Below are 12,950 nucleotides of genomic sequence, written 5' to 3' on the forward strand. Positions count from 1 at the left end.
AAGATTAGGACGTAAACTATAAGAGTTACCACATAGCATTTACCCCATTTAAATGGCTAAACCCTATAGTGATGATTTCCGGCAAAAGGTAATGCAAGCGATAGAGTTGGACGGTCTCAAGAAGTGTGAGGCAAGCCTTGTGTTCAATATTAGTCGCAACACAATTAACTTGTGGTGTCAGCGCAAAGCCGAAACGGGAGATGTCAAACCCAAACAGAGGAAAGCATCGCCGCAGAAGGGCAAAATCAGGGATTGGGAAAAGTTTCGCACCTTTGTCAAAGAGCAAGGGGATAAAACCCAAAGTGAAATGGCACAGCTATGGGACGGACAGATTAGCCAACGCACAATTTCCAGGGCATTGAAAAACATAATCAACCAAATTAAACGGGTAAGATTGGTAAAACGGGCGGACGGTTACTACGCTCAATTTTGTATAGCTGTAGATCGTTGTGAGGCGATTCAATCATCAGGAAATACAATTGGGTTGGATGTAGGATTAAAAGAATACTACACCGACTCTGAAGGCGTGAATGCTGTCCTCAGAAGAGACGCATTGATTAATGTAGGACTGCAATATTTTGCCGATGAATTTATTAAAGATGAAAAACGATTAGATGAATTTGAATTAATTGGTGGTGTATCCAGTAATAGTATTACAGAAGATATAGCTGTAGCCAGGATAATTAGGACATTATTAATCCTTGAAACTTAGATATAATAAGGCTTTCCCTCCTGCCTCCTGCCCTCTGCCTCCTGCCTCCTGCTATATGAGCAAATCTTACTGAGATTGCTTTCTTTTGGTTAAAAAGGCTTGAATCCCCTGAAGCGATGCTTCTAAATCAGCTACTAATTTATCTGCACCAGTAAGATCCTGACTACGAATCATTTGTTCTAGTTTCTCTGCTGTGTGCTGGATGATTGTAGCTCCTATATTACCACTAGATCCTTTAAGATGATGGGCTTCTTGCCCCAGTTTTCGATAGTCATTAATTGCTATTGCGGCTTTGATTGTCTCTACATGAAACGGGATATCTTCCACGAACATTTCTAATAGCTCAAACTCAAATTCTGTATTATTTTCTGAGAGTTGATGTAGATGATCCCAATTAATTGCTAAATCATCGAGCAAACTGCTATCTGTGCCAGAAATTGTTGGCGTTGTTGCCACTGAAATCATTGTTTTTTGTTGAGTAACTATCACCTGACTCCAACGTTCTAGTACCATTGCTAACTTATCTTTAACTACTGGCTTACTCAGATAGTCATCCATGCCAGCATCTAGACAGCTTTGTTGGTCTTCTTTCATGGCGTTAGCAGTGATAGCAATTACTACAGGTTGCTGACCGCTAGCAAATGAGCTTGCTTGCCGACGACGAATTTGTCGTGCAGTCTCCAAACCATCTAGAATTGGCATTTGGCAGTCCAAGAGAATTAAGTCATAGGGAATTTTATCCAATAACTGCAAAACTTCTTGACCATTAGCTACAGTATCGGCATCATAGCCTAGTTGCTGAAGCTGTTTGAGGAGAACTTTTTGATTGATCAAATTATCTTCTGCTATTAGTAATTTTAGCTTTGATTTAGCAGAACTAGCTATCTGTTTACCCGCCTTATTCGCAGACGGTTGCTCAATTTTAAGAACCTCCACATAATCTAGTTTTGCTTGGTTGCCCAAAATATTCATGATTGTATCCAACAACCGGGATGGCTTGACCGGCTTGACCAAATAACTAGCAAATCCTATGTTTAAAGCTTTTTGTACTTCATCTCTTTGATCAGTAGAGGTCAACATAATTAAAGGAATATTATTAATAGCTGCATTTGCCTTAATTTGCACTCCCAAAGTCAAGCCATCTATGTGGGGCATTTGCATATCAATCACAGCAATATCATAGGGCTTCCCTTGTTCGGCAGCTATCTCTAAAGCCTTTAAGGCAGTAGTCGCATCGCTAGCCTCCTCCACTTGCATTCCCCAAGAAGTAGCTTGGTGGTAGATAATTTTACGATTAGTAGCATTGTCATCGACTACTAATAAGCGGCGCTCAGTGAGTAGCTCACAGTTTTGAAGCTGGGAAATAGGCTGTGGCTGTTTGGTAAAAGGTAGCTCAAACCAGAATTTAGATCCTTTACCTATCTGACTTTTTACTCCGATTTCTCCTGCCATCAAATTCACTAAATATTGACAGATGGCTAATCCCAAACCTGTACCACCATACTGGCGGGTAATGGAAGCATCTACTTGGGTAAATGGTTGAAACAGTTTGTTTTGATCTTCTGGGCTAATGCCAATCCCAGTATCTGTAACGGCAAAATGGATAGTAGCTGTATTATGGTTTTCTGATTTCAGTTCTACTCGCACCACTACCTCTCCGACGCTGGTAAACTTGAGAGCATTGCTGATCAAATTCATCAAAATTTGCCGCAGGCGACTAGCATCTCCTTGAAGGTGAGTGGGGACGTTGCGATCGATCAAGGCCGCAATTTCCAATCCTTTTTTATGGGCTTGGGGAGCGAGTAATTCCAAAACTTCCTCAATACAAGTGGATAATTCAAAATCTAGGGTTTCGAGCATCATTTCCCCGGCTTCAAGCTTGGATAAATCCAAAATCTCGTTGATCAGGGATAAGAGAGCATCTCCACTCACACGAATTGTTTCCACAAAATCTTGCTGCTCTGCATTGAGAGGAGTTTCTAACAATAAGCCGGTCATTCCCAAAACGGCATTCATAGGGGTGCGGATTTCATGACTCATGTTAGCCAAAAAGCTACTTTTGGCAAGAGAAGCTAACTCAGCTTGGTGACGAGCAACTTCGAGTTCTTGTCTTTGCAAAGTTTCTGCTTGGAGCAATTTGGCTTGAGTTAAGGCAATACCAATTTGGTCAGCGAGCGATTTTAAAAGTTCAATTTCCCAGGTAGTCCAATTACGGGAATTGTGGCATTGATGGGTAATTAGCAGCCCCCAAAATTTATCTTTGAGGAAAATGGGAATGACAAGGTTGGCTTTGACATGAAATCGTTGCAGCAATTCCAAATGGCAAGGCTGGATTTTAGCTTGATTGATATCATTAATACTGCTAATCCTTCCTTGACGATATTTTTGGATGTACTGTTCTGTAAAACAAGGATCAACAATATTCTGTCCCAGAATCGCAGGTATGCTGGGAATCAACGCTTCTTTTAGTGCTGTTAATGAGCTATTTGCCTGTAACTCTAGGATGAGTACACGGTCTGCTTGCAGTAACTTCTGCACTTCTGTGACACTGGTTTGGAGAATTTCATCGATTTGTAGAGAATGGCGAATTTTCAGGGTGATATCGGCTAACAATTGCGATCGCCAATTCTGGCGTTGAACTTCCTCTTCTGCCTGCTTGCGTTCTATAAACTGACCTATCTGCTTACCAATGGACATCATATTCTTGAGCAAATCTGCATCTTCTTGCTGATTTTTTTTGTTAAAGAAAGTTATGACTCCAAAAGTTTCGTTTCCACTGCATATAGGAAAACCAAAAGCTGATTGCAGTCCTACTTGAGCCGCAGCTTTTGCTCTCAAAAAGTGAGCATCATCAATAACATTAGTCAGCCAAACAGGTTCAGAACTAGCCCAGACACGACCAGGCAAACCCATTTCTGGGGCAAAGTTTGTTTGTTTGGTTATTGCTTCAAACTCTTGTAGTTCTGGGGTTTCTCCATACCAACAATCAAGACAACGTAAAACATTTACTTGTTGATCTACTAGCCAAATTTCACCCCCATCCCAACCTAAATTCTCGCAGATTCCTCGTAATATCCGGTGAGTAGCCTCACTAATAGTCATCGACTCTGCCAAGGCGCTGGTTGCTGCGTATTGTGCCGCTAGATGCTGTTGAGTTAGTTTGCGAATGGTAATATCAATACCCGTACTGATAATGTATTCTACTGTCCCTTCTTCGTCTTCTAGGGTGGTGTTTGTCCATTTAATCAATCGCAAACTTCCATCTTTCCTTACCCAGTAGTTTTCAACTTCCTTGGGACTTTTATGATCTCGTAACTGCGCTAAGTATACTTTGACGGACTCTACTGCTTCAGGAAGGATGAACAAATTCCAAAGATACCTACCCCTCACCTCATCGAATGAGTAACCCGTTACTTGCTCACAGGCTTGATTGAAGCGAACAATTTGCCCTTGTGAGTCGAGAACAATAACTAAGGTGCTGGCTGTGTCTAGGACTGCTGAAATAAAGTTGCGTTCTTTTTTCAGTGTTGCCTCTGTTCGTGTCCGTTCGGTAAATTCTTGATAAATGAAGTAGTAGACTAACGCCAGAATAATAGAACATAAACAGATGGCGATTGCCACATTAACAATTGTCTTTTTTCCATTAGTTTTTGCTGTAGCAGACTCTTTCCTCAGCAGTTTGTTTCCCTCATTTTCCATATCAATGATCAGCTTGCGGATATCATCCATAACATACTGTCCTTGATTTGTCAGCACTAGCTGCACGGTTGCTTCCAAATTGTTCTGTTGGCGGAAGTCTATAGTCTGCTTGAGTTCTGAAAGTTTAGTTGCTATTAAACGTTCCAGAATGACGATTTGCTGCTGTTGATATGGTTGTGCTACTGTTAAAGACTTCAAAGTTTGAAGTTCTTGATTAATTTTGCCAACAGATTCTTCATATGGTTTTAAATAAGACTGTTTTCCTGTAAGCAAGTAACCACGTTGTCCAGTTTCAGCATCTTTAATTAAAGATAGTAATCTTTCTTGCTTGTTTATTTGCTCTTGGATTTTTATGACTTGATTACTAGTTTTAATAAATAGTTTCGTATTTTGATAAGAAACAACACCAATCATCACTAAAATTGCTGATGCTAATCCAAATCCTGCTGCAACTCTTTTGAAAAATTGAATGCGTATTTCCTGTGGTTGTTTGCGTTCCTGGCTTACAAGTACCAAACTAGCTAAATTGCGTCGAATTTCTAGTTGCTTGATAACTTGACGACCTAAAATTCTTAATGCTTCTACCTGTTCGGGAGTGAGTTCCCGTGGTATATGATCAATTACACAGAGCGTTCCCAGCCCGTATCCCTCAGATGTAGTTAAAGGCACTCCAGCATAAAACCGGACATGAGGATCAGATACCACTAGGGGGTTAGTGGCAAATCTTTCGTCAATTGTGGCATCAGGAACGATAAAAACATCCTTTTGTTGGATGGCATGAGTACAAAATGCAATATCACGAGATGTTTCTAATGCCTCCAAACCTACTTTGGATTTGAACCATTGGCGATTTTTATCGACTAGGCTAACCAAGGCAATAGGAGTTCCACAAATATATGAAGCTAGTTGAGTAAGATCGTCAAACGCTTCTTCGGGTGGGGTGTCTAGAATCTTATATTCTAAAAGTGCTTCTAATCTTTGTGATTCATGATCAGGTAATGGTCTTTTCATACAAAAATGTGTAATTTATACTTAGATAATTGTGGACATAAACATATTTTGTATCCCCTCAATATTTCGGGGAAAGAGTTATTTGGGCATCTATAAGCAACCAAAGGGATTAAGAGCGTTTTTACATTTAATTGGTAGTTGGAAATGCTCCAGCAAGTCACTTGTGAGTTGATTCACTGACTCTACGCTTTTTACTTTTGATTGTAATTGCTCTATTAAGTTGAGTAATAGCTTAATTCCTTTTGATTTGGCATAGTCAGATAGTTTCATTTCTGAAAAATACCACATATGTTAGTGTCTGACTATATTTTTGTTATTGAAACCCGATACCTCTACTGTATGACGCATCGATTCATCTACAATCCCTTTTGGCTCGATGGTTTGCAGCAAATCTAGTTCTGAAAAGTCATTTGAAATAAGCTTTTGCGTCATGTGTCCTATTTTATGACACTGTGTGTACCTTGCTTCCCTTATTTTCCTCTGCTACCCCTACTTATTGAGCCGATACGCATAAACATTCCTCCAGCCTACGCACCCGTGTTTCAGTCCCCTTGCGGGGATTAAGTATGCAGAAACATTTATAAATTTTAACCAATGCAACTTAGATTTAACAACAGCCCCCCATAGTCCTGAAGGGCTTTCTGAGAATTAATATTGATTTTGTTAAATTTTTTTGATTGTATCTATGCTGCAAAAACTTCATTAACTTTAATATTCAATTCCGGGAAAGTTGGAGATATAATTTTATCTGTACCTCGATAAGCATTTGGTTGATAAATGCCTTGTTCATTGAGAATATATACAAAAATTGTTGGTTCTTTGGGATTACCTAAATAATTACGACTACCAATTGCTAAATAATCAACTATCCAATATTCAGAAATACCCAAAAGTTGATATTCTTCTAACTTATCTATATAGTCATCTTCCCAATTAGTGGAAACTATTTCTACTGCTAATTGTAATGGTTCAATAAAAGCAGTATAAGCGGATAAATTAGCATCCCACAAGTTTTTATCTACTACGCTAACATCAGGAACACGACCTTGTTCTTTACCACTTGCTGTTAAAGTTCTAATGGAAATTCTTCCAGAGACTCTATAATTGAGATTCAGACGTTTGACCTCTAATTTAAAAGTATCAGCGATAAATTCTGCTAAGTTATCATGTTTTCTTGTTGCTTGTATCCGCATGATTTCACCATTTACAAGTTCATAGCGCCCTTCTTCGGGAAAGTCGTGGTTGAGGAATTGCTCAAATGTGAGTCGGTTTTTAGTTAGAGTCATAGTTGTAAAATGGGAGGGGTTACATCTCTAAGTTAATCTATTAAGTTTTTTTATAGTTTTAATCCCCTTGCGGGGAAGTGGTTAAAACTGAGGTAACAGTTTAGCCATGTTACAGAGACCTGTTTCAATCCCCTTGCGGGGTAATTTAAAGCTTGTTTGGATTTCTCAAGCACAGGTCTCTATATAATAATATTATCTAAAAAGTCTCATAAGGTCAAATAAAACTGTAAATTTATATCTTCAATTTTTTCAAATATATGTGTCTAAAGTCCAGTGAGAAACAATAACCTGACAAAATAGATTTCTGAAGTAAATTTAAAATTTACTCCAGACAACCTAATGCTGAGTTTTCTTTTTAACCTATAGTAGTTTCTATGTTCCTACCAGCTGTAATGATTGCCGCAGCTATATTCATTATAGGCTTCCAGACTACCTGGATCTGTTGAGATACCTAACCTATTTAAATTGGCTGAACAATGTCCCATCTGGATTTTGAATGATTCTTGTTCTTTTTTTAAATCTTTAAACTGCTTTTGTAATTGCTCAAACTGTTGCTGTAGTTGAGTAATATATCTACTATGAGAGCAGCTTCCATAAAGTGTGCAGGAAATGTTACCTGCGTTGCTATCAGATGGTAAACAGTCTTTTTGCATACTTGCCTCTATTTTCTAAAATCGGTTCTGTACAATGTGTGAACGGTTACTTCAGTTAAACTTTTTCTATCAGGCTGGATACTACCTGACAAAATTGGCTACATCAATTGGTGTATTTCAAGCCTGTCATTACTCACTCATACTTATATCCCTGATTTTCCAGTATTTGAATTTACGGTTAAATCTGGCTTGTAAAAGCCATATATCCATATTACTATCACTAAAAGGTCAGTGCCAAATCATCAGATTATTTAATCAATACTCCTAACCTTGCGGATACTACCGTCTTCCTTGATGTCTAAAACCTCTACTTTGAGGGTTTGTCCTTCTGAAAGTAATTCTGCTTTTTTAGGTTCCTTCTCAGTCAACTTAATCGTTCCAAAAATTTCATAAGTTACTTTATTCCCTTTTTTTGCAGTTACCATAGCTTCTAGAATTTGCCCAACCGTGAATTTCTGACTACTAATAACTTCCGCAATTTCCGCTTGACGTTCAGAAATTTCTTCAACCTCAGCAACAGAAATTTCCTCAATCGGAATAAACTTGTAATAGCGCATCAAACGCATAGCCCAGCCTAATATTTTTAACATAGCCTGGGCGTTTGTTTGTTGATTTTGCAGATATTGATTACAGGCACTTTCTATACTACGGTAGTAGCCTGCGGTGCGTCCACTGTGTCCAATTTGTCTACCATGAGTAACAAGAGTTTTCAGGTAGTTAAAAAATCGCCGTCCTGCGTCGGGTTGGGTAACAATACTCCGCAGATATGCAATAACTTTTCCTACTTCGTTAACATCAGTTTCCTCTTTAACCAAAGTTATGGCTAAATTATGTGCAAGTTGGGATTCCGTTTCTGTTAAAGATTCTGTAGTTAACATCAATACATTCCTTCAGGTGGTTTGCGGTCAGTTGGGTAGCGTAGAACTTCTGCAAGTTGTTGGAGTTGGGGAAGTTGCACGAGTTGGGAATGTGCAGTTTTAATTTTAGTTTCGATAAATTTTTGCAGTGCTTCTCCTGTAAGAAGATGATCTTTATTAGGGGTATAGCTGCAATAGTGCGATCGCAAATCCTCAAAATTTTGTAATATCTTAGCTTGGGTAAGTTCTACAGTCATTGTCCCCATTCCAATGGGTTTACCACCACCAATTTTTAAAGCTATGGGGTAATTAGAATCTTGTCCCAGAATAATAAATAATGTTCCTAGTTCTTCAGGTTTAAGATTTTTAAATTGCAATTGAGTTGTAAAACTATATTCTCTAGCAGCTTGTTGAACTGGAATTCCTTGATTTTGTCCTTTTTCAATTGCGCGAATTGTATGATAATAAAACTTACGCCCAGCAACTTTTCCCCTGGTGTTAAAATATGCGCTTCCGGGTTCAGGACGAGGACGATACAAGGATGGCATAAATCCCGTATTAAAACCCATACTTTCGCATTTAGCATCATTAAATTCTATTAATCCTTGCCAATTTAAAGCCCCAAATACTTGACTAGCAGGACATAATTGTTCTTTATTTGGACAAGGTAATCTTTCGTTGGATATTTTATCCCGATATCTTGAAGTAACTACTGCAAGGGTGCTATTTGTGATTGCTTCATACACAGAACGAATACAACCTTTAAGAGAACTTCCTTGAATAATCAGATATTTATCAACTCCTTGCACCATTGTTTTAATCAAAGGTACGCGAGTTGAAATATCACTACCAGGAACTACTACACCAGTAGAAACATGAAGTGAGGTTTTAACTGTCAGCTTTAAAAATAAAGTTCCATGCAGACGATTTTTATCAAATTTATCATGTCCAGCAGGATGTTCTAAACGCGGTCTTTCTTGTGGAAAAGCAACGAATTTATATGGTTTTTCTATGTTATTTACCGTCGAATCATCACGGGATACTGGCTGAGAAGATACGGCTTTTCGTGGCTTAGGTTTGGGTATATCTGTCATTTTAGTTAACCGTTAAAGCGATAAAATGAATAGTTGCTGTATCAGCATCTTGGAAATATCTTTGCTTGATTGGTATTTTTTTTGTTATTTCTTCATGTTTGATAAGTTGATGATTTTCATCTTTAAAAATGAAACCTTTGGGAAACCTTGTTTCTTCTGGGTTGTGCCAAAAGGCATCTCTATCACAAATTTCCCAATTACCTGTTAATTCTTCAAATCCTTCTAATTTAAATTGCTGTTCTTCTAATTTAAATTGCTGGTTACTAAGAATTAAAACTTCATAGCCAGTTTTATATTTTTTCCATCGCATTTCACAGAGAGAATTAAAAACCTGTCCTTCTATTTCTCGTCTCTCAGCAGGTAAATATTGACAAATTCCACTCACACCATGAGAATAGCGTAAAAAGTAATAATTCTTTGGTAATTTAGCAATTTGGGTAATTAAATTATTGAGTTCATCCAATAATACAAATTGCCTGTGATATACATATCCTTTGATCATGTTGTCGTACATCCTAAAACCTCACCCCAAGAACGAACCGCACGCATAAATAAATCTTTCACACCTGCTTCTGTATCACCTTTCCATTTCATCTGTACACCAAAACCTAAATCCATAGGTTCTGCACGGACTGGAGAATCTTGTCTATCGAATGTGAGAAAACCATAATTTTGTTCTAGTTGTAATTTTTCAGATGTATAAGATAAAAACTCACCAGCACCTAGTAAAAAAGTCCAATCCCATTCTTTATTGTTTCCTAATTGACGAATTTTTTTATTTTCATCATCTAATATACATCCCGGATACTGTACTACAGCAGAATTATATTTAACTTGCACAGTTCCTAAACCGCGAGATTTAGCAAAACCTAAACCAAACCAACCATCATTTAAATCTCGTAATACTAAACCAATTAAACCTAACTGTGCAAGGGTAAAGTTTTTTAAATGTATTTTGGTTTTAAATTCTCCAGCAGTACACACTTGATAATTGAAGGGTCCGACAGCAACAGAACCAAAAACTCTGTCAATAGCTACACCATTCCGTTCTTCTAATCTCAATTGTTTGATATCAACTGGATGTGCGTCTTCAATACGAATGCGACTAGCGATAGAGGTATTACCAAAGATTTGGTCAGTAAATGAAGATTGTTTATAGATTTCGTGACTTGCTAAATCTTTAGGTAAATAATCACCTTTTATGGGGTCACTTGCCCATAATTTTTTTGTATTAGTATCACTTCCAACCGTGCGGACAATTCTTTCAGCATGAGCGCGAATAGCACCTTTTAAACTGCTTCCTGGTAAGTAAATTGACCATCCACCCTCATGAAATGTTCTAACAAATTCCATATCAGGATTTGTAGGGTCTGCACCTTCTTTTCCAGATTTGATGAGAATTGGTCCATCGGGAATGATGGTTAAATCTATGGTGCAGTGATTAACAAATTTCTTGTGCATAATTTTCAGTTGAGAATGTCAAGTTTATAGCCCACCTCAGAATGAATTCTGAGGCTAATAGCGGAAGTCGTCTCAAGACGACTATTGTCTATAGATTCAGTCCGTTTTAACGGACTTTTGCTATTAGCCCGGAACTTCAGTTCTGGGCGGGTGATTGGGTATATTTTCCCTTAAACGTTTGATAAGTGCTTTAGTCCAAACATCTTTAAAATCGTTAGCATCTTGATAAATAGGTAATTTATCTCCTATTTTACTATTAACTAATTCTGTCAAATAAGTTAATAATTTTTCTGGATTATTATTAACATCAAGCCAATCCATTTTCTCTATATCTAGTTTAACAACTCCCAAACCGCGAGAACGTCCACCACCAAGGGGAATTTGTTCTGTTTCAAATTGATGTAACCCAATCATTAATAATCCCAATTCCCAAGGTTCTGCGTTTTCCACCACTGCACGAAATTCAAACTGTGTACTAGCTGGTACTACTTGAAAATCATAAAGTTTACCATCTGCTGCGGTTTCGGTGTCTCGGTCAATTGATACTCCGTCTCGTTCTTGATATTGTCCAAACCAGGTGTCAGGTAGTACGATTAAATCGCGGACTTGAAATTTACTTGCTATCCAGGGAGAACCGAATAAACGAGATATTAAATCTGTTTTTTTAATGATTTCTTCAGTTAAAAGCTGGTCATTATCAAAACTTTCTTTTAATTCTTTCATCTGTTGAGATGTAATTGACCACTCTTCTTGAATTGCTGGGTTAGCTGCAAATTTATCATCAATTCCTCTGAGGAAACTTTCAAGACGGGATCTTAATGCACCTTTGAAGCTTGAACCTGGTATTAATGGTTGTCCTAATGCGTCTTTGATGACGGGTAAATCTGTTCCTATGGGTTCGGTGGAACGTCCTGCACTAATGCGTAATGCGGTGATTGTGGTGAGTTTACCTGTGATTTCTAGGCGGTTTTTGAATGTGTCGAACATAATTTAATTATCCTATTAGTTTAATTAGTCTCTTTTGTTTCAACATAATCATGTGTTCCATAATGTCGCAATTTTAATCTTCCATTTACAACTTTACAGCTAATACGAAATTGTATTCCCACATAAAAATGATCAATACCTTCCTTATCTTTTGCACCCTGATAAGCATAATAACTAACAGTCTTTCCTAAAACTCTTGTATCTCCATTTGATTCTTCAAATTGATATGAGACTTTAGCTAGAGTTTCTTGCAGCTTTACTCTGTGTTGTGGATCATTAATAGATTTATAATCTTTGCGAAATGTGTCGTCATAATCTATTTTTGGAAAATCTAATAAGTCTGATGATAAAAATTTATCTTTGCACTGATGCCAAATTAGTTGTCCCCAATTAGAAATTGTAATCTTTCCATCAATTTCTGCGACTAATGCTTCTTCAATTTTTTCAGTTAGCGAAGGAGATAAACTTGCACCTGCATTTAACAAAGCCAAATTGACTTGGTGTTTTTTCACTCGTTCATAATCTACAGTAATTGGCAATCTAGGAATAGTAATTAGACTAGATGATGAACCCTCAAATACATATATAATTTTATCAGCATAAAACATACCGATAGTATTCATACATCCTTGAATTGCTTTAAAACCACCAACTAAATTAAAGTAGATATCATAACCATCTTTTTTAGCTTCTTTATATTTCTTTGAAAGCCAATCTATTAAATCATCAATTCCTGGTTTGAATTTTGAAGTATTTTTTACAGAAAGCTCATAAGGTGTATATATCTCAATACAATTAATTTTTTTATTTAAAAAACCTTGAATTATTTTTGCTGTAATTTGACCTTGTGCAGTATCCGTAGTTATTAACCAGTGATAATCTAGTTTACCATTATCAACGTTATCTTCATAGAGGCTATAGATGCCATTTAATTCTGCGCTTGCTTCTTTTATCTCTAAAGTATTACCACTTTTCAGTTGTTCTTCTGCTCTACTTGTGAGTTCTGAAAGAATATCTATAATTTCTGGAGATGATTGTTTAATTTGCTCGTCTGTTAAATGAGCAGTTTTATCTAACAATTCTTTCCAATTCTTTGGGTCTGCTTTTTGGCGAATTTGATTAGTAAGTAAACTTGTTCCGACTGTTGATACCACAAAACGATACATATTTAAAATCCTCTTACTTGTATG

General features: G+C 37.3%; 10 protein-coding genes. 1 reads left to right on the forward strand and 9 read right to left on the reverse strand.

Going from position 1 to position 12,950, the window contains the following annotated elements:
* The first annotated feature begins 52 nt into the window (after nucleotides 1–52).
* A complete protein-coding gene (locus H6G68_RS27555) occupies nucleotides 53–712 on the forward strand; it encodes an IS630 transposase-related protein (protein WP_190905436.1) in 660 nt (219 codons plus the stop codon).
* A gap of 66 nt (nucleotides 713–778) precedes the next feature.
* Here the strand turns inward: H6G68_RS27555 and H6G68_RS03860 are convergent, their stop codons facing one another.
* The 9 genes from H6G68_RS03860 to H6G68_RS03900 form a co-directional block, all read right to left on the reverse strand.
* The gene (locus tag H6G68_RS03860; protein WP_190905437.1) at nucleotides 779–5,422 is read right to left on the reverse strand and encodes a GAF domain-containing protein; all 4,644 of its coding nucleotides are present in this window, start codon (nucleotides 5,420–5,422) and stop codon (nucleotides 779–781) included.
* Between the two features lie 683 nt (nucleotides 5,423–6,105).
* The gene (locus H6G68_RS03865) at nucleotides 6,106–6,708 is read right to left on the reverse strand and encodes a Uma2 family endonuclease (RefSeq protein ID WP_190905438.1); all 603 of its coding nucleotides are present in this window, start codon (nucleotides 6,706–6,708) and stop codon (nucleotides 6,106–6,108) included.
* Between the two features lie 380 nt (nucleotides 6,709–7,088).
* Complete coding sequence (locus tag H6G68_RS03870; protein WP_190905439.1) at nucleotides 7,089–7,361, reverse strand: hypothetical protein; 273 nt, start codon at nucleotides 7,359–7,361, stop codon at nucleotides 7,089–7,091.
* Between the two features lie 251 nt (nucleotides 7,362–7,612).
* Complete coding sequence (locus H6G68_RS03875; RefSeq protein WP_190905440.1) at nucleotides 7,613–8,239, reverse strand: hypothetical protein; 627 nt, start codon at nucleotides 8,237–8,239, stop codon at nucleotides 7,613–7,615.
* A complete protein-coding gene (locus H6G68_RS03880; protein ID WP_190905441.1) occupies nucleotides 8,239–9,312 on the reverse strand; it encodes an RAMP superfamily CRISPR-associated protein in 1,074 nt (357 codons plus the stop codon). The genes H6G68_RS03875 and H6G68_RS03880 overlap by 1 nt, the downstream gene beginning before the upstream one ends.
* Nucleotide 9,313: 1 nt before the next feature.
* Complete coding sequence (locus H6G68_RS03885) at nucleotides 9,314–9,826, reverse strand: hypothetical protein (RefSeq protein ID WP_190905442.1); 513 nt, start codon at nucleotides 9,824–9,826, stop codon at nucleotides 9,314–9,316.
* Entirely contained in the window at nucleotides 9,811–10,773 is a 963-nt protein-coding gene (locus H6G68_RS03890) for an RAMP superfamily CRISPR-associated protein (protein WP_190905443.1), read from the reverse strand. The genes H6G68_RS03885 and H6G68_RS03890 overlap by 16 nt, the downstream gene beginning before the upstream one ends.
* Before the next feature lie 123 nt (nucleotides 10,774–10,896).
* Complete coding sequence (gene csx7 / locus H6G68_RS03895) at nucleotides 10,897–11,760, reverse strand: type III CRISPR-associated RAMP protein Csx7 (RefSeq protein ID WP_190905444.1); 864 nt, start codon at nucleotides 11,758–11,760, stop codon at nucleotides 10,897–10,899.
* 20 nt (nucleotides 11,761–11,780) lie between these two features.
* The gene (locus H6G68_RS03900) at nucleotides 11,781–12,926 is read right to left on the reverse strand and encodes a putative CRISPR-associated protein (RefSeq protein ID WP_190905445.1); all 1,146 of its coding nucleotides are present in this window, start codon (nucleotides 12,924–12,926) and stop codon (nucleotides 11,781–11,783) included.
* Nucleotides 12,927–12,950 lie beyond the last annotated feature (24 nt).

The sequence above is a fragment of the Anabaena catenula FACHB-362 genome, from assembly GCF_014698735.1.
GTDB classification, from domain to species: Bacteria; Cyanobacteriota; Cyanobacteriia; order Cyanobacteriales; family Nostocaceae; genus Anabaena; species Anabaena variabilis_A.

Excerpts from the sequence above, each read along its gene's own strand:
- H6G68_RS27555 (WP_190905436.1), top strand. The coding sequence starts at position 53 with ATGGCTAAACCCTATAGTGATGATTTCCGGCAAAAGGTAATGCAAGCG.
- H6G68_RS03860 (WP_190905437.1), bottom strand. The coding sequence starts at position 5,422 with ATGAAAAGACCATTACCTGATCATGAATCACAAAGATTAGAAGCACTT.
- H6G68_RS03865 (WP_190905438.1), bottom strand. The coding sequence starts at position 6,708 with ATGACTCTAACTAAAAACCGACTCACATTTGAGCAATTCCTCAACCAC.
- H6G68_RS03870 (WP_190905439.1), bottom strand. The coding sequence starts at position 7,361 with ATGCAAAAAGACTGTTTACCATCTGATAGCAACGCAGGTAACATTTCC.
- H6G68_RS03875 (WP_190905440.1), bottom strand. The coding sequence starts at position 8,239 with ATGTTAACTACAGAATCTTTAACAGAAACGGAATCCCAACTTGCACAT.
- H6G68_RS03880 (WP_190905441.1), bottom strand. The coding sequence starts at position 9,312 with ATGACAGATATACCCAAACCTAAGCCACGAAAAGCCGTATCTTCTCAG.
- H6G68_RS03885 (WP_190905442.1), bottom strand. The coding sequence starts at position 9,826 with ATGTACGACAACATGATCAAAGGATATGTATATCACAGGCAATTTGTA.
- H6G68_RS03890 (WP_190905443.1), bottom strand. The coding sequence starts at position 10,773 with ATGCACAAGAAATTTGTTAATCACTGCACCATAGATTTAACCATCATT.
- csx7 (WP_190905444.1), bottom strand. The coding sequence starts at position 11,760 with ATGTTCGACACATTCAAAAACCGCCTAGAAATCACAGGTAAACTCACC.
- H6G68_RS03900 (WP_190905445.1), bottom strand. The coding sequence starts at position 12,926 with ATGTATCGTTTTGTGGTATCAACAGTCGGAACAAGTTTACTTACTAAT.